29 protein-coding genes are annotated in these 23384 nt (G+C 70.4%); 13 read left to right on the top strand and 16 right to left on the bottom strand.

Going from position 1 to position 23384, the window contains the following annotated elements; all coding sequences use genetic code 11:
• Positions 1 to 129 precede the first annotated feature (129 nt).
• Complete coding sequence (locus C3B61_RS17150; protein ID WP_103461701.1) at positions 130 to 2301, top strand: elongation factor G-like protein EF-G2; 2172 nt, start codon at positions 130 to 132, stop codon at positions 2299 to 2301.
• Between the two features lie 23 nt (positions 2302 to 2324).
• Positions 2325 to 2918 carry a dihydrofolate reductase family protein gene (locus C3B61_RS17145; RefSeq protein ID WP_088456859.1) on the top strand — a complete coding sequence of 198 codons (594 nt, stop codon included), beginning with the start codon at positions 2325 to 2327 and terminating at the stop codon, positions 2916 to 2918.
• A gap of 85 nt (positions 2919 to 3003) precedes the next feature.
• On the opposite strand, the gene C3B61_RS17140 is transcribed toward C3B61_RS17145, so the two are convergent.
• The 4 genes from C3B61_RS17140 to C3B61_RS17125 all read right to left on the bottom strand — a co-directional run bounded on the left by C3B61_RS17140 (position 3004) and on the right by C3B61_RS17125 (position 5518).
• Positions 3004 to 3288 carry a hypothetical protein gene (locus tag C3B61_RS17140; RefSeq protein WP_088456858.1) on the bottom strand — a complete coding sequence of 95 codons (285 nt, stop codon included), beginning with the start codon at positions 3286 to 3288 and terminating at the stop codon, positions 3004 to 3006.
• 146 nt (positions 3289 to 3434) lie between these two features.
• A complete protein-coding gene (locus tag C3B61_RS17135; protein WP_103461700.1) occupies positions 3435 to 3845 on the bottom strand; it encodes a GntR family transcriptional regulator in 411 nt (136 codons plus the stop codon).
• Complete coding sequence (locus tag C3B61_RS17130; RefSeq protein WP_103461699.1) at positions 3842 to 4891, bottom strand: hypothetical protein; 1050 nt, start codon at positions 4889 to 4891, stop codon at positions 3842 to 3844. The genes C3B61_RS17135 and C3B61_RS17130 overlap by 4 nt, the downstream gene beginning before the upstream one ends.
• 168 nt (positions 4892 to 5059) lie before the next feature.
• A complete protein-coding gene (locus tag C3B61_RS17125) occupies positions 5060 to 5518 on the bottom strand; it encodes a VOC family protein (protein WP_103461698.1) in 459 nt (152 codons plus the stop codon).
• Positions 5519 to 5823: 305 nt separating this feature from the next.
• On the opposite strand from C3B61_RS17125, the gene C3B61_RS17120 reads away from it, so the two are divergent.
• Positions 5824 to 6345, top strand: a complete 522-nt coding sequence (locus C3B61_RS17120) for an HD domain-containing protein (protein ID WP_103461697.1) — start codon at positions 5824 to 5826, stop codon at positions 6343 to 6345.
• Positions 6346 to 6386: 41 nt separating this feature from the next.
• Here the strand turns inward: C3B61_RS17120 and C3B61_RS19565 are convergent, their stop codons facing one another.
• Together C3B61_RS19565 and C3B61_RS17115 are read right to left on the bottom strand one after the other, a co-directional pair.
• Positions 6387 to 6683 (bottom strand): hypothetical protein, encoded by a 297-nt coding sequence (locus C3B61_RS19565; RefSeq protein ID WP_103478691.1) that lies wholly within the window; start codon positions 6681 to 6683, stop codon positions 6387 to 6389.
• A 27-nt stretch (positions 6684 to 6710) separates the two neighbouring features.
• Entirely contained in the window at positions 6711 to 6917 is a 207-nt protein-coding gene (locus C3B61_RS17115; RefSeq protein ID WP_103430071.1) for a hypothetical protein, read from the bottom strand.
• A 196-nt stretch (positions 6918 to 7113) separates the two neighbouring features.
• On the opposite strand from C3B61_RS17115, the gene C3B61_RS17110 reads away from it, so the two are divergent.
• Together C3B61_RS17110 and C3B61_RS17105 are read left to right on the top strand one after the other, a co-directional pair.
• On the top strand, positions 7114 to 7974 hold the full coding sequence (locus tag C3B61_RS17110) for a PPK2 family polyphosphate kinase (RefSeq protein ID WP_244285980.1): 861 nt from the start codon (positions 7114 to 7116) through the stop codon (positions 7972 to 7974).
• 11 nt (positions 7975 to 7985) lie between these two features.
• Complete coding sequence (locus tag C3B61_RS17105; protein WP_103461695.1) at positions 7986 to 8471, top strand: NUDIX hydrolase; 486 nt, start codon at positions 7986 to 7988, stop codon at positions 8469 to 8471.
• 189 nt (positions 8472 to 8660) lie between these two features.
• Here C3B61_RS17105 and C3B61_RS17100 read toward each other — a convergent pair whose 3' ends face one another.
• The 3 genes from C3B61_RS17100 to C3B61_RS17090 all read right to left on the bottom strand — a co-directional run bounded on the left by C3B61_RS17100 (position 8661) and on the right by C3B61_RS17090 (position 11339).
• Positions 8661 to 10079, bottom strand: coding sequence for an MFS transporter (locus C3B61_RS17100; protein WP_103461694.1), 1419 nt, complete (start codon positions 10077 to 10079; stop codon positions 8661 to 8663).
• Between the two features lie 192 nt (positions 10080 to 10271).
• On the bottom strand, positions 10272 to 10736 hold the full coding sequence (locus C3B61_RS17095; RefSeq protein ID WP_208858847.1) for a cytidine deaminase family protein: 465 nt from the start codon (positions 10734 to 10736) through the stop codon (positions 10272 to 10274).
• A 171-nt stretch (positions 10737 to 10907) separates the two neighbouring features.
• On the bottom strand, positions 10908 to 11339 hold the full coding sequence (locus C3B61_RS17090; RefSeq protein WP_103461693.1) for a DUF1801 domain-containing protein: 432 nt from the start codon (positions 11337 to 11339) through the stop codon (positions 10908 to 10910).
• Positions 11340 to 11614: 275 nt separating this feature from the next.
• Between C3B61_RS17090 and C3B61_RS17085 the strand changes: the two genes are divergently transcribed.
• Entirely contained in the window at positions 11615 to 12313 is a 699-nt protein-coding gene (locus tag C3B61_RS17085; protein ID WP_103461692.1) for a hemerythrin domain-containing protein, read from the top strand.
• Positions 12314 to 12367: 54 nt separating this feature from the next.
• Here the strand turns inward: C3B61_RS17085 and C3B61_RS17080 are convergent, their stop codons facing one another.
• Positions 12368 to 12619, bottom strand: coding sequence for a hypothetical protein (locus C3B61_RS17080; protein ID WP_103461691.1), 252 nt, complete (start codon positions 12617 to 12619; stop codon positions 12368 to 12370).
• A 595-nt stretch (positions 12620 to 13214) separates the two neighbouring features.
• Between C3B61_RS17080 and C3B61_RS17075 the strand changes: the two genes are divergently transcribed.
• On the top strand, positions 13215 to 13697 hold the full coding sequence (locus C3B61_RS17075) for a hypothetical protein (RefSeq protein WP_103461690.1): 483 nt from the start codon (positions 13215 to 13217) through the stop codon (positions 13695 to 13697).
• A 66-nt stretch (positions 13698 to 13763) separates the two neighbouring features.
• Here C3B61_RS17075 and C3B61_RS17070 read toward each other — a convergent pair whose 3' ends face one another.
• Positions 13764 to 14033: a glutaredoxin family protein gene (locus tag C3B61_RS17070; RefSeq protein ID WP_103461689.1), complete on the bottom strand. Its 270-nt coding sequence runs from the start codon at positions 14031 to 14033 to the stop codon at positions 13764 to 13766.
• 146 nt (positions 14034 to 14179) lie between these two features.
• Between C3B61_RS17070 and C3B61_RS17065 the strand changes: the two genes are divergently transcribed.
• On the top strand, positions 14180 to 14437 hold the full coding sequence (locus C3B61_RS17065) for a hypothetical protein (protein ID WP_103461688.1): 258 nt from the start codon (positions 14180 to 14182) through the stop codon (positions 14435 to 14437).
• Between the two features lie 79 nt (positions 14438 to 14516).
• On the opposite strand, the gene C3B61_RS17060 is transcribed toward C3B61_RS17065, so the two are convergent.
• Positions 14517 to 15809, bottom strand: coding sequence for an MFS transporter (locus C3B61_RS17060; RefSeq protein ID WP_103461687.1), 1293 nt, complete (start codon positions 15807 to 15809; stop codon positions 14517 to 14519).
• A 288-nt stretch (positions 15810 to 16097) separates the two neighbouring features.
• Complete coding sequence (locus tag C3B61_RS17055) at positions 16098 to 16652, bottom strand: GNAT family N-acetyltransferase (protein ID WP_103461686.1); 555 nt, start codon at positions 16650 to 16652, stop codon at positions 16098 to 16100.
• Between the two features lie 391 nt (positions 16653 to 17043).
• Between C3B61_RS17055 and C3B61_RS17050 the strand changes: the two genes are divergently transcribed.
• Both C3B61_RS17050 and C3B61_RS17045 read left to right on the top strand, forming a co-directional pair.
• Entirely contained in the window at positions 17044 to 17643 is a 600-nt protein-coding gene (locus C3B61_RS17050) for a hypothetical protein (RefSeq protein ID WP_103461685.1), read from the top strand.
• Complete coding sequence (locus C3B61_RS17045) at positions 17640 to 19316, top strand: FAD-dependent monooxygenase (protein WP_103461684.1); 1677 nt, start codon at positions 17640 to 17642, stop codon at positions 19314 to 19316. Before C3B61_RS17050 ends, C3B61_RS17045 begins: the two co-directional genes overlap by 4 nt.
• 9 nt (positions 19317 to 19325) lie before the next feature.
• Here the strand turns inward: C3B61_RS17045 and C3B61_RS19795 are convergent, their stop codons facing one another.
• Positions 19326 to 19754 (bottom strand): nitroreductase/quinone reductase family protein, encoded by a 429-nt coding sequence (locus tag C3B61_RS19795; protein ID WP_103430060.1) that lies wholly within the window; start codon positions 19752 to 19754, stop codon positions 19326 to 19328.
• Between the two features lie 280 nt (positions 19755 to 20034).
• Here C3B61_RS19795 and C3B61_RS17035 point away from each other — a divergent pair, with 280 nt between their 5' ends.
• Entirely contained in the window at positions 20035 to 20985 is a 951-nt protein-coding gene (locus C3B61_RS17035; protein WP_165791209.1) for a hypothetical protein, read from the top strand.
• A 40-nt stretch (positions 20986 to 21025) separates the two neighbouring features.
• Here C3B61_RS17035 and C3B61_RS17030 read toward each other — a convergent pair whose 3' ends face one another.
• Entirely contained in the window at positions 21026 to 21565 is a 540-nt protein-coding gene (locus C3B61_RS17030; RefSeq protein WP_103461681.1) for a winged helix-turn-helix transcriptional regulator, read from the bottom strand.
• A gap of 62 nt (positions 21566 to 21627) precedes the next feature.
• Positions 21628 to 22032, bottom strand: a complete 405-nt coding sequence (locus tag C3B61_RS17025) for a DUF1801 domain-containing protein (protein ID WP_103461867.1) — start codon at positions 22030 to 22032, stop codon at positions 21628 to 21630.
• A 138-nt stretch (positions 22033 to 22170) separates the two neighbouring features.
• Here C3B61_RS17025 and C3B61_RS17020 point away from each other — a divergent pair, with 138 nt between their 5' ends.
• Both C3B61_RS17020 and C3B61_RS17015 read left to right on the top strand, forming a co-directional pair.
• Positions 22171 to 22374: a hypothetical protein gene (locus tag C3B61_RS17020; protein ID WP_103461680.1), complete on the top strand. Its 204-nt coding sequence runs from the start codon at positions 22171 to 22173 to the stop codon at positions 22372 to 22374.
• A 30-nt stretch (positions 22375 to 22404) separates the two neighbouring features.
• Positions 22405 to 23382 carry an aldo/keto reductase gene (locus tag C3B61_RS17015; protein ID WP_103461679.1) on the top strand — a complete coding sequence of 326 codons (978 nt, stop codon included), beginning with the start codon at positions 22405 to 22407 and terminating at the stop codon, positions 23380 to 23382.
• The last annotated feature ends 2 nt before the right edge of the window (positions 23383 to 23384 follow it).

The raw sequence follows: 23384 nt of genomic DNA, 5'->3' as shown, positions 1-23384 counted from the left end.
GGCCGGGATCGCTGGGGGGTTGCGCACAGGGGGTAGCGTGCCGGTCGGCCCTTGCCGTTTGGTGAGGTCTGGGTGTCAATTGGATGCAGCGGTGAGGAAAAGTTGGGACGACGACGTCGGGAGTTGCTCATGTCGGGAAAACAGGATGCGTCGAAGGGGACGGGCCGGGGCGGCGCGGAACAACGCAAGGCCGCGACGTCGTCGGGCCCGCCGGCAGATCGGCCGGAGAAAATCCGCAACGTCGCCCTGGTCGGTCGGTCCGGCGCCGGTAAGACCCTGCTCGCCGAAGCGCTGCTCGCGGCCACCGGTGCCCTCACCCGGATGGGCACGATCGAGGGCGGCAGCACGGTGAGCGACTCGGACCCGTCCGAGATCCACCAGCAACGATCCGTGGCGCTGTCGGTGCTGCCGCTGACGGTCGGCGAGGTGAAGGTGAACCTGCTCGACACCCCGGGCTACGCCGATTTTGTCGGCGACCTGCGTGCCGGGCTGCGGGCCGCGGATGCGGCGCTGTTCGTGGTCTCGGCCGTTGACGGTGTCGACGCAGCCACCACCGCTCTCTGGGCGGAGTGCGAGCGCATCGGGATGCCCCGGGCGGTGGTGATCAACCGGATCGATCACCCGCGGGCGGCGTACGAGGCGGTGCTCGCGGCGTGCCAGGAGAACTTCGGCGCCGTGTTGCCGCTGGCCGTGCCGATCCGCACCGACGGGAGCATCACCGGGCTGCTGGGGTTGCTCTCCGGCACGGTCAAGGACTCCGGCGCGGGCACCGCCGGGCCCACCCAACGGCCGGCCACCGAGGCCGAACGCGTTGACGCGGAGCCGGCCCGGGCCACCCTGATCGAGGGGATCATCGCCGAGAGCGAAGACGAAACCCTGATGGACCGCTATCTCGGCGGCGCCCAGATCGACCTGCACACCCTCACCGCCGACCTGGAGATCGCCGTGGTGCGCGGCAGCTTCTATCCGGTGCTGGCGACCTCCGCCGAGACCGGGGTAGGCATGACGGAACTGCTGGAGCTGCTGACCGGCGCGTTCCCCTCGCCGATGGAGCGTGCCCTGCCGTCGGTGACGGACCTGGACGGCCGACCGGTGGGGCCGCTGACCTGCGATCCGGACGGGCCGTTGGTGGGCGAGGTCGTGCGCACCACCATCGATTCGTTTCTGGGCCGGGTCTGCCTGGTCCGCATCTTCTCCGGCACGCTGCGGGAGGACACCATCGTGCACATCGGCGGCCATGGCCTCACCGACCGGGGCCATCAGGACCACGACAGTGACGAACGGGTCACCCACCTGCAGTCCCCGCTGGGCGCCATCCTGCGACCGGTGCCATATTGCGTGGCGGGAGACATCTGCGCGCTGACCCGGCTGACCGACGCGGAGACCGGGGACACCGTGTCCGACCGGGAGGCGCCGTTGCTGGTCGAGGCGTGGGAGATGCCGGAGCCGCTGATGCCGGTGGCGGTGCACGGCGCGGCGCGCAGCGATGACGACGCGCTGGCCAAGAACCTCGGCAAGATCGTGGCCGTCGACCCGACCCTGCGGGTGGAGCGCAACGCTGAGACCCACCAGCTGGTGCTGTGGTGCATGGGCGAGGCGCACGCCGAGGTCGTGCTGGACCGGCTGCGCAGCCAGGGCGTGAAGCTGGAGACCGTCGACGTGATCACGCCGCTGCGGGAGACCTTCGCCACGCCGGCCGGCGCCCGGGGGAGGTACGTGAAACAGTCCGGCGGCCACGGCCAATACGCCATCTGCGAGATCGAGGTCGAACCACGGGAGCGCGGGGCGGGGTTCGAGTTCGTGAACAAGATCGTCGGCGGCGTGGTCCCCGGGCACTACATCGGGTCGGTGGAGAAGGGCGTTCGCGCGCAGATGGAGAAGGGCGTCTCGGCCGGATTCCCCGTTGTGGACATCCGGGTGACGCTGGTGGGCGGCAAGACGCACAGCGTCGATTCGTCGGATGCGGCGTTCCAGGCAGCCGGGGCGCTGGCGCTGCGGGAGGCCGCCGCGGAGGCCCGGATCCAGCTGCTCGAACCGGTCTCGGCGGTCACGATCAGGGTGCCCGACGCCTCCGTCGGTGCGGTGATGACCGACCTGTCCACCCGCCGCGGCCACATGACCGGCACCACCTCGGTGGGTGATGAGCGCACCGAGATCAGCGCCGAGATCCCGGATGCCGAGCTACTACGGTATGCCATCGAGCTCCGGGCCTTGACGGCGGGGAGCGGTCTCTTCCGCCGCAGCTACCTGCGGCACGACCCGGTGCCGCACAATGTGGTGCCGGCGACCGTGAGCGCGTGACCGAACGAACGGAGCGATCGACCATGACGCCAGTGACCTGCGATATCACCGTCTCCACCGACGGCTACGCGGCCGGCCCCAACCAGAGCCTGGAGAATCCGCTCGGTGAAGGGGGAATGCGGCTGCACCGCTGGGCGCTCGAGCAGCCTGCCGAGAATGCCGCCCAAATGGCGGCCATCCTGGAGGCGGGTGCATACATCATGGGCCGCAACATGTTCGGTCCCGGCCGAGGGGAGTGGGACGACGAATGGACGGGCTGGTGGGGCGACGAGCCGCCGTACCACGCGCCGGTGTTCGTGCTGACGCACTATCCGCGGGCACCGCTGGTCATGGCGGGAGGCACGACGTTCACGTTTGTCACCGACGGCATCGAATCGGCCTTGGAACAGGCGCGTGCCGCGGCGGGGGAACTGAGCGTGGCCATCGCCGGCGGTGCGTCCACTGTGCGGCAGTACCTCGCGGCCGGGCTGATCGACGAATTGCGGCTGCATATCGCGCAGGTGGTGCAGGGCACCGGCGAGCCCTTGCTGGAGGGACTGGACGACGTGAGGTTGGAACAGGTGAGCTCGGTGGAGAACGAGCTGGTCACCCACGTCGTCTACAGGGTGGTGCACTGAGCCGTGCAACGCCGTGGCGCGCTCGACCCATCCGTTGGTTGAGCCTGTCGAACCCGGCGACCAGTCCCGCTCGAACCGCACTCTCTCAGCGAGGCACCGGCGCCGAGCTGTGCGGGCTGTCGTACTCGCCCAGGGCGTAGCGCAGCTGTTGGTTGAGGTCGTTGAGCGCCTGGCGCACGTTGTAACGAGGGTCGGCGCCCTCGCTCAGTGGCGCGGCGATGCCGTCGCTTGCGAGACGGTGCAGAAGGGTCTGCACCGAATGATCGTCGAGGCCGGCCATCCAGACCAGCCCTTCGAGGTTGGCCAGCACGCCGACGAGAGCGGCAGCATCGCGCTTACTGAGGGGGTGAGGGCAGTTGGTGTCATCCACACGGGCAGTTTCATCCGCAATCGTGATGAGGGCAATCCCCGCAGCGAACTTCTGCGCAGCCCACGATGACGACCTCGATCCGCATGATTCCGGACTCGGGAGCACGGCGAACGGAGGTGGTGTTTGTCGGATGTTGTCTGTGCGGATTACCCAGTGACCGAGCGGCCATCCTCCGGCCGAGGGGATGCGGCGGATGCGGCCTGCCAGATGACGCGCAGCACATCGATGACGTCCTCGGCGTCGGCGCCGACCGATCCGGCCTCGGTGACGAGGTCACGGATGCGTGTGACGACGGATCCGGGCAGCACCGCCGCCGACTCGGCCACCCGGGTGCCGGCCGCGGTGCGGGTCACCACGAGTCCGTCTCGCTCGAGCAGCTTGTAGGCCCGCGCCGCAGTGCCGGGAGCCACGCCCAGGTCGCTTGCGGTCTGACGCACGGTGGGCAGGCGCTCGCCGGCGCCGAGCTGGCCCGAGACAATCAAGCCCCGAAACTGGCGGTAGATGTCGAGGGCGGGGCTGGACTCATCCGTCAGCGGCAGGATCGGCCCAGCGCTCATCGCACGCTCTCCGGCTGGGTGCTGGGCTGCGGGCGTGGGTGCTGGCGCTCCGGAGCCGGTCGGCGTAGCAGCCGGATCGCGACGAGCAACAGAAGTGCGAAACCGGTCACCTCCAGCGCCGGAGCCAGCCCGCCGCCCAATGCTGCGAACTCCGCGTACCGCCAGGTCATGTCATAGGTGATGCCGTGGTCGTCGTTCCCGACCGTCAGTTGAGACATCGAGCCGTATCTGCCGATGAAGCGGAACGCGCCGCCGAGGGCGAGCAGCGTGGCGGCCGTCGCGATAGCAACGGCGCCGGAGGCGACCTGGGTGCGCGCGTTGCGCTCGGCGGCGACGGGCTCGGGGCGGAGGTAAGGCCGCAGAGCGTTTCGGTGCAGTGTCGCCCAGGTCACGAGTACTAGTGCGGCGAGTCCGAGGAGCACCGGCACGCCGAAGTCCCAGCCGTAGAACCAGGGGCGGAGCGGTTCGAGCTGCGTATTCGGCACCGGGATCTCAAGGTAGATGAAGCGCCCACGCTCGTCGGACGACGAGGCCAGGCCGGCCGCGATGGTCGTGGCGAGGAGGGTGACCAGCGCGATGGTGCCGCCGACGAAGCCGGCGCGCGGGCCGAAGCTCAGCCAGGTGCGGCGAGCGGTCGGCACCACCGGCTCGTCGGGTTGGGGGGTGCCCCGGACCACGATCAGCCCCAGGCCGACCGTGAGGCAGAAGACCGCCGCGAAGACCGGCGTTGCATACTGCCACCACTCCACGATGTCGACGAGGTCGAGCAGGTAGCCGCGGATGACATTCTCGACCGCGTAGGCGACGATGACCGCGATCGCGCCGATGCCGAGGGCCCGGTGCTCGGACCGGTAGCGGGCCGGGACCGTCGGCAGCGGGGCACCGCCGCCGGGCGCCGCGCCGCTACCGCGCCGGCGGCGCACCCGCGGTACGACGAGGATGCCGACGACAATGAACCCGGCGAGGACCAGAGAGAACAGCGGCAGCGTGAAGACCGCCGCGGCAAGGTCCATCGGGCCCATAAAGGTGAGGATGCTCTGTGACATGTCCGCTTCTTTCAGATGTTGTGTCACATGTCTAACACAAGTTGTAGCATCCTGCGAGTACAAGTTTCGCTTCTGCTGTCGAACCCGGGCCCTGCTGTCAGCGCGGGTCCGTCTGTGATCAGCCTCACTGCCAATGGCGAGGGGGTCGTGCTCCAGGGCTAGCCGTGACTAGGCCGGGATGTCGCCGTCGCCGGAGGGGTGCTCCCCGGCGTCGAGCTCTTGGAAGAGGGTGATCTGGAGGCCGGCGGGCGCATCCATTCGCGAGTTGATCGAGCGCCACGGGGTTTCGCGGGGCGTGGCGGTGAGAATCGCGCCGGCGTCAACGAGCCGGTCGGTGGTCGCCGCGGTGTCGTCCACCTCGAACGCGACGCGGAGTCGATGGCTGGGCTGGCCGTCGGCCTCGACCCGATCGATCAGCCGCACCTGGGCGGGATTGGACAGCTCGAGGGTGGCGATCCCTGCGCTGAGGATCACGACCCGGGCGTCGCCCTCGCCCTCGTAGGACTCCGACACTGGAAGCCCGAGCACGTCGCGGTAGAAGGCGAGGGCGGCATCGAAGTCCTCGGTCTCGACGACGAGGCGCAGCTGCCGGACCGGGGCCGGGTTGGGGTTCGTGGGTTCGCTCATGCTGTGGATAGTAGCCGCGCTGGGTGGCGGCCGTGCGTAGGTCGACGGGCGTAGGGCCTTGGTGCACGGGTGACGCGTGGCCGCGAAGGCGGCGCGCTGTGCGGGGTGGGCGCCGCTATGCGGGCGGCGCGCCACCCGCATAACGGCGCCTGACCCGCCCCTCCACGAGCACAGCGACGGCACGCCGACGGCGCCTCGACGGCATGCGTACGGTACGTCGAGGAGCACCTCGACGGCACCGCGGGCCGGCACGGGGTGCGCTAGCGTCGAGGTGATTCAGTTTTGATCGCCCCCGAGGAGTTGCCATGACAGACACCACCGCACCGTCCGGCGCCGGTCCCGAGCAGGACGACACCGCCGGGCAGGGCAGCCCGGCGGCCGGTAGCCTGGCGGCCGCCATCGCGCTGGCACAGGCGGCGCACGCCGGGCAGGTCGACAAACTCGGGGTGGCCTACATCGAGCATCCACTGGGCGTGATGAGCCTGGTCAACACCGTGCCCGAGAAGACCGTGGCCGTGCTGCACGACGTGGTGGAGGACACCCCCATCACGCTCGACGACCTGCGCGCGCAGGGCTTTGACGAGCCCGTCGTGCGGGCGGTGGATGCGCTGACCAAGCGGGCCGGCGAACCGCTCGCCGAGTCGATGGCCCGGGTGGCCGCCGACCCGCTGGCGCTGGTCGTGAAGCACGCCGACCTCGCTCACAACGCGAACCCGGTCCGTCAGGCCGCGTTGCCGCCGGAGATGAGCCGGCGGCTCACGGCCAAGTACACGGAATCGGCCCGACTGCTCGGCACCACGCTCGCGGCGGTGCTCGACAGGGGATGACGGCTGCGCTCAGGTAGCGCCCGCGCGGGTCGGCTCCGCGACTACCGGCGCTTGGCGAGCAGGGCGCCGAGACCGGTCACCGCGGCGACGGCGACGGAGCCGAGCGTGAGGACCAGGGTGGGGTTGCGCTTGTAGGCGTCGGAGAGCTTCCCGAACGTGTCGGTCGCGAACTCCCGTGCCGAGGCGATGGCTGCGGTGGTGTCGATGTCGCGCAGGGCCGCGGTGGCGGTGGCGACGGTGTCGTCGACGGCGTGGCGGGCCTGGTCGGCGAGCTCGCCGGCCTTTGCGACGGTGTCCTCGACGAGGTCGTGGGCCTGCTGTGCGGTGTTGTCGGTCATGAGATTCCTTTCGAAGGGGGTGCTGGCTTAGCGGTGAACGGCCTTGGTGATCTTCTTCGTGTTGCGGCGGGCGAGCTTCTTCGTGCCGGCGCGGGCCTTCTTCACGGTCGGGTCGTTCCACGCCTTCTTGGCGTTGCGGCGGATCTGCTTGTACCGGCCTCGGCCGGCCTTGGCGCCGATGAGGTAGAACGCGAAGGCCACGGCGGCGGCGAGGAGAAGACGAAGTGCGGTCATGGTGGCCTGCTTTCTGGTTGGGGACTGAGGTGAGGCGTCCGAGCCCGGGCCGGGTACGGCCGAGCTGACCGGCCACGGTGCCGAGCGGATGTCTCGCCCTACCTATGAGTGGCGTGAAACCGGCAATTCGTCACGGAATCCACCGTTTTCGGCAGCCGTCGGAGCAGAATGGCAGCATCCGACGAAGGGAGCCACTGTGGCCTCGACATCCGCTTCCGCCTGGACGGACGCATCCAGCAACCTGCTCAAGGTCACCCGCGGGTTCGTCCTCGGCACCGTCGATCCCGGCTCAACGCCCGGCTTCAGCGGCAGCAAAACGGATGCCCAGACCGCCGGGGTCGCCGCCGCTGAGGCACTCTCGCACCAGCAGGAGATGCTCTTCGCCAACAGCCGGGAGGGCGACCCGCGCAAGATCCTGCTCATCCTGCAGGGGATGGACACCTCCGGTAAGGGTGGCATCGTGCGCCACGTGGTGGGCGCCGTCGACCCCCAGGGCGTCAGCCACGTGGCGTTCAAGGCGCCCACCCCGGCTGAGCTGCGGCACGACTTTCTCTGGCGCATCCGTCGAGAGCTGCCCACCGCCGGCATGATCGGTGTCTTCGACCGGTCGCACTACGAAGACGTGTTGATCGGCCGGGTCAGGCAGCTCGCGTCGCCAGAGGAGATCGAGGAACGCTACGACCTGATCAATGCCTTCGAGCAGGAGCTCGTCGACGATGACACCACCGTGATCAAGGTGATGTTGCACATCAGCGCCGGCGAGCAGAAGAAGCGCCTGCTCGAGCGGCTCGACCGGCCCGACAAATACTGGAAATTCAACCCGGGTGACATCGACGAGCGTATGCTCTGGCCCGGCTACCAAGCGGCGTACCAGACCGCGCTCGAGCGCACCTCCACGGCGTTCGCGCCCTGGTACGTCGTGCCCGCCGATCGCAAATGGTTCGCCCGCCTCGCGGTGCGGGAGCTGCTGCTCAAGGCGTTGAACGACATGGTGCTCACCTGGCCGCCCGCCGACTTCGACGTGGCTGCCGAGCGGGCCAGGCTGGCCGCGTCCTGAGGGGTGGGTCCATGGTGGTGTTGAGCGCGGGCATCCTGCTCTATCGGTTGACGGATGCGGCGGAGCCCGAGGTGTGGATCGCGCACATGGGTGGCCCGTTCTGGGCGCGCAAGGATGCCGCGGCCTGGTCGATCCCCAAGGGCGAGTACGGGCTCGGGGAAGACCCGTTCGCGGCGGCACGGCGGGAGTTCGAGGAGGAGATCGGGGTGCCGGCACCGGCGGTGGAGTATGTCGAGCTGGGTGAGTTCCGGCAGCCGTCGGGCAAGGTGGTGACAGTGTTCGCGGCGGAGGCCAACCTCGCGGTCGACACTGTGGTGAGCAACACGTTCGAGCTGGAGTGGCCGAAGGGGTCCGGCCGGTTGCAGTCGTTCCCCGAGGTGGACGATGCCCGGTGGGTGGGTCTGGAGCAGGCCCGGGTGCTGCTGGTGCGCGGGCAGGTGCCGGTTCTCGATGCCCTGGTGGAGCTGCTGAGGGGTCGGGGACGGCTGGCTCGGTAGCGGTCCGGCCCCTGGGGCTGGTGTCGGCTCGGCCGCGGGAGGGGTGGTTCGGGTGCCGGATGCCTGCTCCGGGGTGCTGCGCGGGCACGGCGCCGTTATGCGGGTGGCGTGCCACCCGCATAACGGCGCCTACCCCGCATAACGCGAATTCCAGTCGGTGGGGCGCGGAGCATCAGGGACCGTGGGGTTTCAGCGGGCCACCAGCCGGGGCCGCCGGGCGGCGACCTCCGCGCCGGCGTGGGCCGGCATCCGCCAGGCTTCGATCGCGGGCAGCAGGAGCAGCACCGCCAGCACCGCGAACGCCCAGCGGTAGCCGAGCTCGTCCGCGCCGGGGTCCACCAACACCGCGCCGGCCGTGGTGGCCCGCACGATGAGCGCGGCCACGGCGATGCCGAGCCCCACGGCCACCTGCTGCAGGGTGGACGCGAGGGTGTTCGCGCCGGAGGTGAGCGGCGCCGGCACATCCGCGAACTGCACCGAGTTGTAGCCGCTGAAGCCGATCGAGCGGAATACCCCGCTCGCGAAGAGCAGCACCGCGATCACGGCGATGGGGGTGGCCGGGTCGATGAACGCGCACAGCACGAACACCACGGCGCCGCAAAGGTTGCTGCCCACGATCACGATGCGGAAGCCGAACCGGCGAATCAGCGGGCTCGTCGCCGGCTTGATGGCGACGTTGCCCAGGAACACCGCCATCACGAGCAGCCCGGCTTGGGAGGCGCTCCAGCCGAATCCGGTCTGGAACAGCAACACGAACAGGAACGGTGCGGCGCCGATCAGCAGCCGGTAGACCAGCCCGCCGACATTGCCCACCCGGAACGTGGGAATGCTCAGCGCGGTCAGGTCGAGCAGCGGATGCGCCGCCCGCCGCAACCGCAACACCGCACCCGCGCCCACCCCGGCCGCCAGCGCGAGCAGCCCGCCGGCCAGCCACCAGTTCGTCGGGGCCGCCCCGACCTGTTCCATGCCGAGGACCAGCGCCGCCAGGGCCACCCCCACCAGGGTGAAACCGGCCCAGTCCAGCCGGTGCCGGTGCACAGGGTCGTTCGCCGGCACCAGCCGGAGCGCCGCCCCGAACGCGACGACACCGATCGGGATGTTGACGAGGAAGATCCACTGCCAGCCCACGGTGTCGGCGAGCACCCCGCCGAGCACCGGCGCCAGCACCGGCGCTAGCAGGGCCGGCCAGGTGAGGTACGCCATCGCATCCAGCAGGTCACGTTTCTCGATCGCGCGCAGCACCGCGAGGCGCCCGACCGGCACCATCATCGCGCCGCCCACACCCTGCAGCACCCGCATGGCGACGAGCATCGGCAGCGAGGTGCTCAGCGCGCAGAGGGCGGAGGCCACGGTGAAGATCACGATGGCCAGCGCAAAGATGCGCCGGGTGCCGAACCGGTCGGCCAGCCATCCGCTGACCGGAACCCCGACCGCCAGGGTGAGCAGGTACGCGGTCATGGCGATGTTGATGTCGACGGCGTTCACCCCGAGGTCGACGGCCATGGCCGGAGCGGCGGTCTGGATGATGGTGCCGTCGAGGATCTCCATGAAGAGGGTGCCGGCCACGAGAAGGGCGAGGGGCCGGTTGAGGGTCGCCGATCGGGTCATACCGCAATTCTCTCCCGCCGGTCGGGCCATCCGCGGCCACCCTCGGGAGCACCGGCGGGGGCGGATCGGGTGCCGGTGGCCCGCAACCGGACCAACTGTTGCCCGTGCGGACAATTGTGCCCGGCGCACCGGGCGCAATTGTCCGGATCGGCAACAGTTGCCGACGACTCGGGCAGCGGGGACTGCCCGGCGTCAGCGGAAGCGGTCGTCGTCGAACGGCTGCACGCCATCCGCGAGGCTCCACGCCGCGGCGAACGGCATCAGGGTCTCGATCCGGGCCACCCGCACCCCCTCGGCGGTGGGCAGCAACACCCGGATGCCGGGGTGGTAGTCGAAGAGCACCTGGCGGTCCCGCCCGCACGGGCCGACCACGCCGCGACCGTGATTGCCCACGGCAACTATCGTCGTGATTTCCCGCGCACCACCGGCGCGGGCGGTGCCCAGGGCGACGAGCTCGGCGCACGGACCGCCGGTGAAGTGGAACAGGTCCACGCCGGCGAACATACGGCCGTCGGCGGCCCGGACGGCCGCGCCCATGGTGTGGGCGCCGTCCTCGTCGGGGCCTGCATCCGTGTTGGCGTCGATGGTCGCACGAGCGAGCTCGATGAGTTCGCGGTCATCCGCTGACGGGGTTTCGAGTTCGGGGGTTGCAGGCATGGGCTCATCCTACGGAGGGACGGGTCCGGCGGAGGAGCGGCCGGCGTGGCCTTCGGGGCGTTAGGCGGGTCAGGCGCCGTTATGCGGGTGGCGCGCCACCCGCATAACGGCGCCTCGCCCGCATACCTCGGCGGCCACGCCCGGGCCGAGGCGTTGCGGCTACGCGCTGGCTCAGGTGGCGTCGGGCGTGAGCCGCGCGGCATCCTGGAGCAGGGCCCGGAACGCGTCCAGCTCGAGGGCGTCGATCGACGCGAACGTGATCGCGGCGGAGCTGACCTTGACCTTGCCGAGCCGGCCCTTGTACTGCTGCACGAGGGAACCGTTCTCGTCGGCCGCATTCACGTACACGCTGAGGTGGTTCTTCTGCCTGGCCAGTCCCACCACGAACCACTCCACGGTGGGCTTGCCCGGCCGGGCGATCACGGTGTGGCCGTAGCCGATGATCTGCTGCTCGGTGCCGCCCCAGAAGACGCCCTCCCACAGCTCGCGGGTTACCCCGGCGAAGACCTCGGAGATGATGGCGTCGAGGGCCCGCATCGAGTCGACAAAGGGGCCGTCCAGGGTCGCGAGGAACTCGTCGACGTCTCGACCGGTTAGCTCCATGGTGATCTCCTTCGGTGTGGGGTGGGTGCTGTCTCGATCGTAGGGGGCGGCGCTGTCGCCGCGTCAGCGTGCACCACGGCGACTGTCGCGAGTGTGGCACCGATCCGCGGATGCGGGGCCGGGCAGATTCGGCGGATGCGCTAACCCCGCGTAGCTCCCACAAACCCGCGCGGCTCTCCCACATCCACTTGGCGAGTCCGACCGTGGCAACCCCCTTGAAGGGGCACAGCCACGCGGATACGGTTCCAGCGTGCACATCTCACGAAGGAGGCCCCATGCCAGCCACCGCCTTGCCCTCCAGCGGCGACAACCCTGACGACGGCGCCGGTGCCGTCAAGATTTGCGACGGGCGCGGCATGGTCGAGATCCATCGGATGTTTCGGGCCGGGTTCGGTGAGGCCCCGGCGTTGGTCGGTGGGGTGCCCGACAGCGATGCCGAGCAGGCCGACCTCGTCGGCGACTACCTAGCGATGCTCTCCACCGGGCTGCACGCACACCACGAAGGCGAAGACACCATGCTGTGGGGCCGGCTCGAGAGCCGGGCCCCCTCCTGCGCGGCCCACGTGACGCGCATGAAGGAGCAGCACGCGCTGATGCTCGTGCACCTCAACGAACTCGATGCGGCCCTGCCGGCCTGGCGGGCGAGCGGCCGGGCAACGGATGCGGCATCCGTTGCCACAGCCCTGGCCGGCATCAATGCGGCGCTCGCCGTGCACCTGCCCGACGAGGAGACCCACATCGTGCCCGTGATGGAGACCGTCATCACGCCGAGGGAGATCGACGCGCTCTCCGAACACGGTCGGAAGGCCACCCCCAAGGGCAAGATGTTCGTTCAGCTCGGCACGATCCTCGCTGCGCAACCGGACGGCGGCGACGACTGGCAACACGAGCACCTGCCCGCTCCGGTGCGGCTGCTCTGGCGGCTCGTGGGCAGGTCACGGTACGAGCGGTACCGGGCGGCGCTGGTCAAATAGGCGGATGCGCCTGGATGCCGACCGGGTGGGCCCGGGGTCCGGAGTCAGGGGTGGCTACAGGCCCGCCAGCTCCGGGAACAGCATTCCAGGCAGGTACGGCCAGAACAGGGTGAGGGCCAGCACGACCGGGACCAGGATGATCACCAGGACGCCCAGCGCGAAGGAGTAGCTGAGGACCACGGCCATCAGCTGCAATCCCACAAAAGCGACGGGCTCGTCACGCACCTCGTGCACGTCGTCGAAGATCGTCAGCCCGTCGGCCTCCGGCGCGTTCCGCTCTGCGGTGTTGTGCTGTGTCGTGTCCATCTGTACCCCCGGGGGGAAGACTACCGGTGCGTGGAGTGGTGCGGACGTCGTTACGAGTGACCCGGGGCCGGGGGATGCGCGGCGGGTTGGCTTTCAGGTTGCGCTGTCGGCTACCGCTCCATGCGGCAACGGAGGTCAGCCGGCCACGGTCGCGGCCGGGTGCGATGTTGCGTTTACGGTACCCCCGGCAGGGGTGGGGTGCAACGGGGCTGGTGCGCCGGGCAGGTGAGGCGGCGCGCCGGCGCGTGGGGGGCGGATGGGCCGGGTGGTGACGCGGGGCGGGTGCGGGTGTGCGGCGGGGAGATGCGTTACGCGGGTCAGGCGCCGTTATGCGGGTGGCGCGCCACCCGCACAGCGGCGCGCCGCCCGCGCACCTCGGTCGACGGCATCCTGCCCGGCAGGCGTAGCGGGCGCCAGCGGCGCAGGCGTAGCGTGGACCGGGAGGCCTGGCGCAGCGCTAGCCGGGCCGAAGCGCGGGCAAGGCGCGGCGTGGGCGCAGCGGGACGGTGGGATGAAACAGAGCCTCCTCGGGCCGGGCGCGGTTGGTGCCGCTCGGGCACCTCTCGCGGGGGTCGGCGCTCGAGGAGGAACTGAGATGGCCGTCAGGGAGGCCTTCACCGCCGAGGAATGGCAGGCCGTGGGGGCCGCACCGTTTCTCGTGGGACTGTACATGGTGGGGGCGTCGCCCAGGGGGCCGATGGTGGTCGTAACGGAGATGCTGGCCGCGGAGAAGGCCGTGACGCTCGAGGCTCATCACCCGGATGCGCTGCCCATCGTCAAGGAAATCGACGCGGACCTGGTGGCCGAGGTACTCACCCGCGACCTCGGCGTGATCGACGGCGCTGCCGATGACCAGGCCCGGGTGCTGGGCGAGCTGGCCCGGGCGTTGGCCTTGGTCGAGGCGCAGGCGCCGACGATGGACTCGGCCTTCCGGGCCTGGCTGTTCCGGGTGGCCGAGCACGTGGCGCGCACCGCCACGGAGGGTGCGCCGCCGGGTGCCAGAGGCAGGCGGGGAAGCGGCGAGGTGGCCGCGGCACTGAAGACGCTGGCGGGGATGCTCGGGGTGCCTCGACGGTGAGACCACCGGCGTGCTGCCCCGGCGTGCTACCGCCGCGTGCTGCCCGAACGCCCTCCGGCCCGGAGGCTAGACGGTGCCGAGCTCGGTGAGCTTGGCGCGCACGTCGGCGTCGCTGGGCTCGACCATGTGGGTGTCGTCGGAGAACACGATCACGGGGATCTGGGTGCGGCCGCTGATGGCCTTGGCCCGGTCGGCGCCGTCGGCCACGGCCTCCAGGTCGACGTAGTCGTAGACCACACCGAGGCCGTCGAGCAGCTTCTTCGAGCGACGGCAGTCGCGGCACCACTCGGCGCCGAACATGGTGATGGTGGCGGCGGATGCGGTAGGTGCGGTCATCCGTCGAGTTTAGGCGGGTGTCGGCTGAGTGGATGCCGGGTGCCGGGGGTCGCGGAGACCCCGCACGAGTCCCCGTGCGAAATAATACGCTGATCAGAGCGAAACTGTGGTTGACTCAGCTTAGGATCCACCCGAAGGAGTACCCCATGAAGCGCCCGAGCGCCGCCGTGATCGGTCTGGTCGTCAGTGCCGGATTTTGTGTCGGGTTCACCGGGTACCTGATCTACGTGGGCCTCCGACCGGATGCGCCGAGCGGTTTCGCCACGCCGGCCGAGATCTACCTGGGCGGCGGCGGACTGCTCGCCGGGGTGCTGGGCCTGGCGGTGTTCCTCGGTTTGGTGCTGCGGCCCGCTGAGCCGATGCGCGACCAGATGCCGGCCGACGACGAGACACCGCGCGTCTAGCCCGGCCGCGCGCCGCGCTCACCCGCGCGCCGAGCGACCGGCCCCGGCCCCGGCGCCCCGGCGACCGTTCAGAGTGTGCTCAGGGCGCCGTCGTTGCGGGCGCTGCGGTGAGGTCCGGTTCATCCGCTGCGGCGGCATCCGCGCTCCGAGTGCGTACCCGGGTGGCCAGCACCGGTGCGAAGAACACCACGAGCAGGCCCGCCAGCGGCACGAGGAGCAGCCCGTAGCGCAACTGGGAGAGGTCGGCGATGGCGCCGATGATGGGCGGCGAGAACAGGAAACCCAGGCGCAGCAGCCAGGCGACGATCGTGAGTCCGGTGCCGGCGCGGAAGCCGGGCAGCTCGTCTGCGGCGTGCATCGCGGCCGGGATCAGCGTGGCGACGCCGAAGCCGGCCAGGCCGAAGCCCACGACGGTGCCCGGGATCGACGGAAACGCGAGCGCCGTGCCCATACCCAGGAACACGATCGCGCCGCCGGTGCGGGCCACAGCCCGCTGGCCGAACCTGTCGACGAGGCCGTCGCCGAGCAGCCGGCCGATGAACTGCATGCCCTGCAGGGCGATGAAGCCGAGCCCGGCCACCAGGGCGGATGCGCCGAGAGCGTCGGAGAGATAGATGGCCGACCAGGACGCGCCGGCGTCCTCGACGACGGCGCCGGAGGCGGCGATCACCACGAGCGCGCCGAGCACCAGCCACTTGCCCCAGCGGCCGGCCGAGCGGGTGGGTGCGTCGGCGTGCGGTTCCGGGGCGGTGGCTTCGGGTTCGAGGGGCTCGGGGCCGGCAAGGAGGAACCTGTAGCTGTACAGCGCGAACAGGCTGAAGGTGACGGCGGACACGATGAGGTGCTGGCCGCGCGGAATGTCGAGCTGGGCGGCGCCGGCGCCGAGGAGGCCACCGGTGACCGCGCCGATGCTCCACACTGCGTGGAAGGAGTTGAGGATGGAGCGTTTGTAGAGCCGCTGAACGCGCAGGCCGTGCGAGTTCTGGGCCACGTCGGTGATGGAGTCCATTGCTCCGGCCAGGAAGATACCGGCGGCCAAGGCAGCCCAGCTGGGGGCGATTCCGGCCAGGATCAGGCCCACCGCGGTGAGCATCGTCGAGACCACGGCGACCCGCGACGACCGGAACCGGCGGATCAGCATGCCCGCGGCGAGCCCGGCGATGAGGGCGCCGAGCGGGAACGCCGCGACCGCGAAACCGAATTCGGCGTTGCTGAGCCCGAGCTCGGACTTGATCGCGGGATACCGGGGGATCAGGTTGGCGAACAGGGCGCCGTTCGTGAAGAACAGCATGGCAACGGCGAAGCGAGCGCGGCGCACGGCCACGTCGGGGCGGGCAGCGGTGCGTTCTGCGGAGCGGGCGGGAGGCGTCATTGCGTCAGCGGACTTTCTGGTGGCGGTGAGTGGTCGTGCGGGTCCCGTTGGTGAGCGCGAGGCACGGGTTTCAAGCTTGGCACGGATGCCGGTGGCGCCGCACCCGGGTGGCTACGGCGGGCATCCGGCGCGGCGGCAGGTGTTGTGCTTCGTGGCAGGTATTGTTCACGGCGGCACAGGTTAGAGCACGTGCCGCGACAACAAAGGTGTGCCGCGAGAATCAAAGTGTGCCGCGAGAACGAAGGTGTGCCGCGAGAGTGCCTCGAGGCGGTGCCTGGGTGGCCCGGCTCAGCCGAGGGGCAGCTCGAAGATGGTTTCGAGGCCGTCCTCGTCGTCCCATTGCTCGCCCACCTCGACGAAGCCGAACTGGGCGATAAGGGCCCGAGACGGCAGGTTGTCGGGACTGATGGTGGCCCGGACCACCGTGACGGCCGGCTCGATGCGGGCGCGTTCCAGCAGCGCGGTGAGTGCGGCGCGGGCATAGCCCTGCCGCCGGTATGCGGCATCCACGGCGTAGCCCACCTCGACCATGCCGGTGTCGTCCGGCGGGCCGTGGTAGCCGGACTGACCGACGGCGAGCCGCCGGGTGGGGTCGTAGATGACCCTGGTGATCCAGCTGGCGTCGCCCGGCGAGGCGGCGAGCTGCCGGCTGCGGTACCGCCAGGTGTTGGCGCTGGCCGCCTGCACGAAGAAGGGACTCAGCTCCACCGCTGCCTGCTCGTTGGCCAGGTCGAGGTCCTCCTCGGCGAGGGCATCGATGGTGACCTGGCTCAACTGCACGAGGTGCACGTTGGGCGCCACGGTGGATGGCCACGGGTCGTCGAGCGAGGAGGTAGAGATCATGGGTCCTTCGGGGCCGTGCCGGGTGGGACTGATGGTGGACGGGCCACCTGGTGGTTCGGGCGGCGAACGCGGTATCGACGGCGGCCGTGGCCACTCCGAGCACGCGCACCTGAGGCTACCGCTCAGCGCCGGGGTTTCTCGAGGACTTTTCCGGAGTTCGCTCAAGCGTGCACCGACGTCGGCCCCTTGGACGCCTCCGGCCACCCGGACCCACGAAGAGGCGCAACTGTGCAGGCGCATCTGCTTACCCGGCGATTCCAGCGCCACAACCGGTACCCATCCAGGTGCCCCGGCCGGGCCTTCCCCGAAACGGACCGGCTGCCTATGCTGGCACCGTCGGGGGACCGGCCGCCGGCGACGGTGGCCGCCGCTGGTATCGGGAGGAGCGACCATGATGAGCGAGAAACCGCCTCTTCCGCTGGGCCCGGCGGTGCGGGGCCTGGCCGCCTGCGTGGCGCGCACCGGTCTGCTGATCGTGCAGCGGCGCATCCACTTGCCGCGGGGCAACGCCGGCAAGCGACTGTCGTTCGCCGACGGCAGCCGCGCGGTGGTCTACCGCGAAACAGTGGTGGACCGTGCGGCGGCCCGCACCCCCACGGTGTTGGTGGTGGGGTTTCGCCTGCGGCTGCTGCGCGGCCGGGCGCACCGCTGGTTTCGGGTGCAGAGCATCATGAACACCCCGCTGTTCGTCGGCTTTCCCGGCTACGTGTCGAAGCTGTGGCTGACCCACGACATCAACGGGTTGTACCGGGGCATCTACGAGTGGGACGGCCCGGAGCTCGCGGAAACCTACGCCCGCACCCTGTGGCGGGTGCTCGCGCTGGGCAGCGAACCCGGATCGATCCACTACGCGGTACTGCCCGGGGTGCACCGGGACGAGTTCCTGCGCGATCCGTACCGGTTTTCGGCCGGGGCTGTCGGCGTTGCGGGGGACTGGTGGCGTCCGGCCGAGCCGATGTCCGCCAAGCGCCGGGTGCGCGAACCCGCATGACCGATTTCGACACCGATCTTCTGATTGTGGGTGCCGGCACGACCGGCCTCACCCTTGCGCTGCAGGCCGTCGACCACGGCGCCCGGGTGCGTGTCGTCGAACGCCGGCCGGAGGCGTTCCGGCCGTCGCGGGCGATGGTGATGCATCCGCGCACCCTCGAACTCTTACGTCCGCTGGGGGTGACGGATGCCCTGCTCGCGCTCGGCGACTCCGCACCGTCGGTGCGGCTGCACCTGCCCTCGCGGGTGGTGTCGGTGTCGATCGAGAAGCTTGATCTGCCCGGCACCGCGTTCCCGCACCCGCTGCTGGTGCGGCAGTCCGACGTGGAGGCCGTGCTGGCCGCCGCGCTCGCCGAACGCGGCGTGCTGGTGCAGCGCGGTGCGGAGGTGGTGCGGCTGGCGCGGCTGGGTCAGGGCGGCGCCCGGGCCGTGCTGCGCACCGCGGACGATGAGCCGGACGAGGACGTGCTGTGCCGCTACCTGGCCGGCTGTGACGGGCCGGCGAGCCTGGTGCGCCGGTCGGTCGGCGGATTCCTCGGTGGCGACTACGACCAGGAGGTGGTGCTCGCGGACGTGGAGCTGGGCCCCGCCGGCGCCGGATCGCGGGCGGTGGCGCCGGTGATGCTCGAGACCGGGGTCGCGCATGTGGTCGTCGGGCGGCAGGGGCTGGTATTCCTGTTCAACATCGGTGAACGGGCCACCTGGCGGATGCTCGCCACCCGACGGGCCGGCGACGACCGGCAGCCGTTCGGCCAGCCGGGTCCGCCCGTACCGCAGGAGCAACTGCAGCGGCTGGTCGACGAGGCCGGGCTGCCGGCGCAGATCATCGAGGTGGCCTGGTCGGCCCAGGTGCGGCTGCAACACCGGATCGCCAGCCGGTTCAGCCGGGGTCCGCTGTTCGTGGCCGGCGATGCCGCCCACGTGCATTCGCCGGCGGGCGCGCAGGGCATGAACGCCGGCATCCACGACGCCGTGAACCTCGGCTGGAAGCTGGCGTTCGCAGCCGCGGCCGTCCGGCGGCTGCCCGAGACGGCGGACACCCCGGGTGACACGCGGCCGGGCGGCTCCCTGGCCGCCCGGCCCGGTTCGGCGCTGCTGGACTCGTACGCGCTGGAGCGTCGCCCCGCCGACCGGGCCGTGCTGCGGCTGACGCACACCATATATTGGGCCGAGGCGAGTCTGCATCCGCTGGCCCAGCTCGGCCGGGCGGTGCTGGTGCCTGTGGCCGGGCCGGTGCTGCCCTGGCTCGCCCGGCAACGCCGGCTGACCGCGGTGGGCATCCGCACCCTCTCGCAGTTCCGGCTGCGGTACCCGCACAGTCCGCTGTCGATGGACGTGCGCGCGTCACTCACCCCGGTGCGCGGCGGGCTGGCCCGGCGGGTGCTGCGGCCGGGCTCGCGGGTGCCCGACACCCTGGTGCGCTGCGAGGGCCGTCGGGTGCGCCTGCACGCGTTGCTCGCGCGGCCGGGGGTGCACATCCTGTTGCAGGCGAACGCGCGACCGGTGCCCGACCGGATGCTGAGCCCGCTGGTGCACAGTTACCGGCTCGACGACAGGCCCGGCACCGGCATGCTCGTCGTGCGACCGGACGGCTACGTCGGGCTGCGGGCTCCGGTGCTCGACGAACCGCACCTCGCCGCGTGGCTGCGCCTGGTGGGGCTGCCCGTGCGGTGAGCGGCGGGTTTAGCTGCGCACCGGTGCCTCGCAGAGTTCCAGCCTGAAGATCGGATGGTCGACCAGATCCGGCAGCTCGGCCAGGAACGGCCTGGCCCGACGGCCCAGTTTCTCGAGGTAGTCGGCGGCGACCTGGTCGTGTTCGAGGCCCCGCAGCTCGGTGGCCCGGTACGGGTGTCGGCGCCACCGGATGCGTAGCTCGCAGCGACCGGCGACCCGGAGGTTGCGCACCCACTGGGTCTCGCCGCGGCCGGCGATGACATACCGGTCGCCCTCGAACCGGAACGGTGCCACCGGGGTGCTGATCTCCCGGCCGCTGATGCGACCACGCACGATGAGGGTGGGGGTGCCGCAGGCCCGGGCGACCGGGTTGACGACGTGCCGCATGAAGCGGCTGGGCGGCAGGTAACCGCGGCGGCGGGTGGGCGTGCTGCTCAAGGTAGGCCTCCATTCAGTGTCATCGGCGAGGGGCACATCCGCCTCATGCCCGACACGGTACTGCCGCGGCCGGGACCCGGGAAGGGTGCCCGGGAGTTGCGCCCACACCCCCAGCGAAACCACCCGATCGGGGGTATAACTCCTCCAGAGCCATGGGACGGCGGCGAGTCGTCCGCTGAATCCGGGGCGCCACCGGCCGGCCGGAAGAAATAGCAGGAGTTGTGCATCCCGCGGCTGATCGGGGGAGTGTGTTCTGGCCGCGCAGGTCCTACGGTGAGGTATGGACTGGGTGGGCGACGTGGGGCGCGGTGAGTGGCTGCGCGAGCGGCTGGACGTGCGGTGGCGAAACATGCACTCCGCGGTGCCGCATGGTTTCGAAGCGTACGCGCGGGTGTTCCACCCCGTCACGATTGACCGGCCAGCCGGCACCGGCACCTGGTCGGGCCCAAACCGGGGGTTTGCGTCCGGCATCGACTACCGGAGCGTGCCGTGGGCGCGGGTGGCCGAGGTCGGGGGTGCCACCATGCATCCGCTCGCGCAGTTCGGCCGGCTGAACCGCGGGGTGCCCAACGAGTACAACGAACTGGTGGATGCCGACGGCTGGCGGTACTCCGAACCCGCCGTGGGCACCCTCGACGTGGCCGTACTCGCCGCCGTGGCCCTGCACCTGGCCGCCCACACCGGCACCCCGGATGCCGGAATCGCGGCCGTGTGGGAGGGCTGGGGTGGACTCGTCAGCGGTACCGGGGTCTCCGTGATCATGGTGAGCGACGAAGAGGCGGCCGACCGCGCATCCGATCGTGCGACCGATCGTGAGACTGAGGCCGCCGAGGCGAGGCTCCGGCAGGCGGCGCTCGCCGCGATGGTCGAGCCCGATGATTCGAGGGGCCCCGGCCTGCTGCCCGCCGATGTGTCGTCCGGTGCTCGGCTGCGACTGCCCGGGCGGGACTATGTCTTGTTCGACGCGGGCATCCGCCGGTTCGTCGACCCGGCCTGGCTGACGGATGCGCCATGGACCGATTCGACGTGGCCGCAGTCGCCGAACCTGATCTGGCCGGACGACCACGCCTGGGTGCTGGTGAGCGAGATCGACTTCGACTCTACGGTGATCGCCGGCACCCGGGCACTCGTGGACGCGCTGGTCGCCGATCCCACGATCGAGGTCCTGGAGCTGCGCGAAGGCGCCGACCTCACCTCCGAGGGTGACACGGTCAACCTTCCGCCGAACTGACTGCAGCGCCGGCTGCCGGCGGCCCAGCCGAGCCCGGCGATCAGGGGTGCGCGGCGGCGAGGGGGCGGGTGGGGCCGATGTCAGGGTCGTTCTCGCCCGGCCCCGGCACGATGGCGATGTCGGCCAACGGCACCACGACGCCGGCGGCGGTGACGAACGCGACCGAGGTGGGTTCGCTGGTGTCGGCGTACTGGTAGAGCCGGCTGGGGCCGTGACCGGACGGCCGGTAGTCGTCACCCCACTGGGCAAGCGCGCCGAGCACCGGGAGCAGCGCGTCGCCGGCGGCGGTGAGGTGGTAATCGAAACGTTCACGGGCGCCCGGCTCGCGGTAGCCGCGGCGTTCGAACACCCCGGCGGCCACCAGCGAGCACAGCCGGGAGGTGAGGATGTCGGTGGGGATGCCGAGCACCCGTCGGAAGTCGCTGAACCGGGTGTGTCCGCGGAAACCCTCCCGCACGATCAGGATCGTCCACCGGTCGCCGAGCACCTGCATAGTGCGCGCGATGGAGCAACGCAGGTCGTCGCCGGAGCGTTTCGACGAGACGGGGTGCGCACGAGCATCGGAGGGTCCCGTTGACATGTGCGTAGTCTACCTTTGGTTGGATTATCCAACCCAGCCCGTGACGGCACCGGGACCTCCGGTCACGGGGAGTCGGTGCCCTCGGCGAGCCAAGCGCGCACGACTTCGACGGCCGCTGCACGTTTGTGCTCCAGATCGGCGAGATCGGTGACGAGCAGGCTCGCCCGGATATCAGAGTGCCAGGTGAGCAGGCCGTTCGGGTCACCGATGAAAGCGGATGCGGCATCCGGGTTCTCGGCGGTGGTCGCGCCCCGGTGCAGCACCAGCCGCACCCCGTTTTTGCCCTGAGCGCTGATCGTGGCTTGGTCGACCCCGGCGAGTACAAAACTGGGGGAGTTCCACTTGATGTGTTCCTCTGCGGCCGGGTTGGCCTCCAGAACGAGCTGCCGCAGCGCCTGGATCACGGGCAGTCGTTCTGCGGGCTGCGCGGCGAGGTACTCCTCCACTGAGCGATAACGATCGACCATGAACGGAGCGTACCGCGGGAGTGCCGGCACCGGGGGGTCATCCGCGACGGCACAATTGACGCCGGCGCGCTCAGACGGTAGACCTTTGTGAAGGCCCAACCGGCCCGAGTGACCCATCCGCAACGCTTGGAGGACCTAGTGTCCGAAACGTTCAGCCTGATCCTGGGGATCCTCATCCTGGCGGTGGCGATCGCCGTCTCCGTGTTCCTCTACGTGATCTCCCGCCGCCCTCGCTCAGCTCCGCTCTCCGCTCATCAGCGCGCCGAGCACGACTCCCGCAGCGAGACCGAAGCGGCCCAGAGCCCGAAGATTCGGAACACCGGCAGGGGCGCCGGCCTCTAAGCGGCTCGGCTTCGCAACGAAGGGAACGCCATGAAATACGTGCGACTGGGCAGCACCGGACTCGAGGTGTCGGCGATCACGCTGGGCTGTATGAGCTTCGGCAATCCGATGCGCGGCAATCATTCCTGGACGCTGCCGGAGGAGACCAGTCGCCCGCTGATCTGGCAGGCACTGGAAGCCGGCATCACCACCTTCGACACCGCCAACGTGTACTCCGACGGCAGCAGCGAGGAGATCCTCGGCCGGGCGCTGCGGGACTTCAGCTCGCGGGACCGGAACGTGCTCGCCACGAAGGTGCACGGGCGGATGCGGCCGGGCCCCAACGGTGCCGGACTCTCGCGCCGCGCCATCCTGGCCGAGATCGACCACAGTCTCACCAGGCTGGGCACCGACCACGTCGACCTCTATCAGATCCATCGCTGGGACCCGCTGACGCCGATCGAAGAGACCATGGAGGCGCTGCATGACGTGGTCAGGGCCGGAAAGGCCCGGTACATCGGCGCTTCGTCGATGTACGCGTGGCAGTTCGCGAAAGCTCAGTACACCGCCGATCTCCATGGTTTCACCCGCTTCGTGTCGATGCAGGACCAGTACAACCTGCTCAACCGCGAGGAGGAACGCGAGATGCTGCCGTTCTGTCTCGATCAGGGCGTTGGCGTGCTGCCGTGGAGCCCGCTGGCCCGCGGCAAGCTCACCCGCGATTGGCATGAGACCACCGACCGCTCCGAAACCGACACCTTCGGCCAGACCCTGTACAAACAGCAGGAGGAGGGCGACCGCGAGATCGCGCGCGCCGTGGCCCAGGTGGCCGCAGAGCGCGGGGTGCCCCGCGCCCAAGTGGCGCTGGCCTGGGTGCGCCAGCAGCCGGCCGTGTCCTCGCCCATCGTGGGCGTCACCCAGGCGCACCACCTCCTGGATGCCGTCGCGTCCGTGGACCTCACCCTCACCGCCGACGAGCTGGCCCGGTTGGCCGCCCCGTACCGGCCGCACACGCCCGAGGGCTTCTAGGC

Source organism: Cryobacterium zongtaii (assembly GCF_002909375.1).
In the GTDB taxonomy this organism is placed as follows: domain Bacteria; phylum Actinomycetota; class Actinomycetes; order Actinomycetales; family Microbacteriaceae; genus Cryobacterium; species Cryobacterium zongtaii.
Note: the sequence above shows the minus strand (reverse complement) of the source record. Positions and strands in the feature narration are given on the sequence as shown.

Excerpts from the sequence above, each read along its gene's own strand:
- C3B61_RS17030 (WP_103461681.1), bottom strand. The coding sequence starts at position 21,565 with ATGTCAACGGGACCCTCCGATGCTCGTGCGCACCCCGTCTCGTCGAAA.
- C3B61_RS17015 (WP_103461679.1), top strand. The coding sequence starts at position 22,405 with ATGAAATACGTGCGACTGGGCAGCACCGGACTCGAGGTGTCGGCGATC.
- C3B61_RS17090 (WP_103461693.1), bottom strand. The coding sequence starts at position 11,339 with ATGGAGCTAACCGGTCGAGACGTCGACGAGTTCCTCGCGACCCTGGAC.
- C3B61_RS17145 (WP_088456859.1), top strand. The coding sequence starts at position 2,325 with ATGACGCCAGTGACCTGCGATATCACCGTCTCCACCGACGGCTACGCG.
- C3B61_RS17035 (WP_165791209.1), top strand. The coding sequence starts at position 20,035 with ATGGACTGGGTGGGCGACGTGGGGCGCGGTGAGTGGCTGCGCGAGCGG.
- C3B61_RS17095 (WP_208858847.1), bottom strand. The coding sequence starts at position 10,736 with ATGCCTGCAACCCCCGAACTCGAAACCCCGTCAGCGGATGACCGCGAA.
- C3B61_RS17135 (WP_103461700.1), bottom strand. The coding sequence starts at position 3,845 with ATGAGCGCTGGGCCGATCCTGCCGCTGACGGATGAGTCCAGCCCCGCC.
- C3B61_RS17085 (WP_103461692.1), top strand. The coding sequence starts at position 11,615 with ATGCCAGCCACCGCCTTGCCCTCCAGCGGCGACAACCCTGACGACGGC.
- C3B61_RS17125 (WP_103461698.1), bottom strand. The coding sequence starts at position 5,518 with ATGAGCGAACCCACGAACCCCAACCCGGCCCCGGTCCGGCAGCTGCGC.
- C3B61_RS17120 (WP_103461697.1), top strand. The coding sequence starts at position 5,824 with ATGACAGACACCACCGCACCGTCCGGCGCCGGTCCCGAGCAGGACGAC.
- C3B61_RS17105 (WP_103461695.1), top strand. The coding sequence starts at position 7,986 with ATGGTGGTGTTGAGCGCGGGCATCCTGCTCTATCGGTTGACGGATGCG.
- C3B61_RS17080 (WP_103461691.1), bottom strand. The coding sequence starts at position 12,619 with ATGGACACGACACAGCACAACACCGCAGAGCGGAACGCGCCGGAGGCC.
- C3B61_RS19565 (WP_103478691.1), bottom strand. The coding sequence starts at position 6,683 with ATGACCGACAACACCGCACAGCAGGCCCACGACCTCGTCGAGGACACC.
- C3B61_RS17055 (WP_103461686.1), bottom strand. The coding sequence starts at position 16,652 with ATGATCTCTACCTCCTCGCTCGACGACCCGTGGCCATCCACCGTGGCG.
- C3B61_RS17045 (WP_103461684.1), top strand. The coding sequence starts at position 17,640 with ATGACCGATTTCGACACCGATCTTCTGATTGTGGGTGCCGGCACGACC.
- C3B61_RS17060 (WP_103461687.1), bottom strand. The coding sequence starts at position 15,809 with ATGACGCCTCCCGCCCGCTCCGCAGAACGCACCGCTGCCCGCCCCGAC.
- C3B61_RS17025 (WP_103461867.1), bottom strand. The coding sequence starts at position 22,032 with ATGGTCGATCGTTATCGCTCAGTGGAGGAGTACCTCGCCGCGCAGCCC.
- C3B61_RS17130 (WP_103461699.1), bottom strand. The coding sequence starts at position 4,891 with ATGTCACAGAGCATCCTCACCTTTATGGGCCCGATGGACCTTGCCGCG.
- C3B61_RS17050 (WP_103461685.1), top strand. The coding sequence starts at position 17,044 with ATGATGAGCGAGAAACCGCCTCTTCCGCTGGGCCCGGCGGTGCGGGGC.
- C3B61_RS17065 (WP_103461688.1), top strand. The coding sequence starts at position 14,180 with ATGAAGCGCCCGAGCGCCGCCGTGATCGGTCTGGTCGTCAGTGCCGGA.
- C3B61_RS17115 (WP_103430071.1), bottom strand. The coding sequence starts at position 6,917 with ATGACCGCACTTCGTCTTCTCCTCGCCGCCGCCGTGGCCTTCGCGTTC.
- C3B61_RS17070 (WP_103461689.1), bottom strand. The coding sequence starts at position 14,033 with ATGACCGCACCTACCGCATCCGCCGCCACCATCACCATGTTCGGCGCC.
- C3B61_RS17100 (WP_103461694.1), bottom strand. The coding sequence starts at position 10,079 with ATGACCCGATCGGCGACCCTCAACCGGCCCCTCGCCCTTCTCGTGGCC.
- C3B61_RS17075 (WP_103461690.1), top strand. The coding sequence starts at position 13,215 with ATGGCCGTCAGGGAGGCCTTCACCGCCGAGGAATGGCAGGCCGTGGGG.
- C3B61_RS17150 (WP_103461701.1), top strand. The coding sequence starts at position 130 with ATGTCGGGAAAACAGGATGCGTCGAAGGGGACGGGCCGGGGCGGCGCG.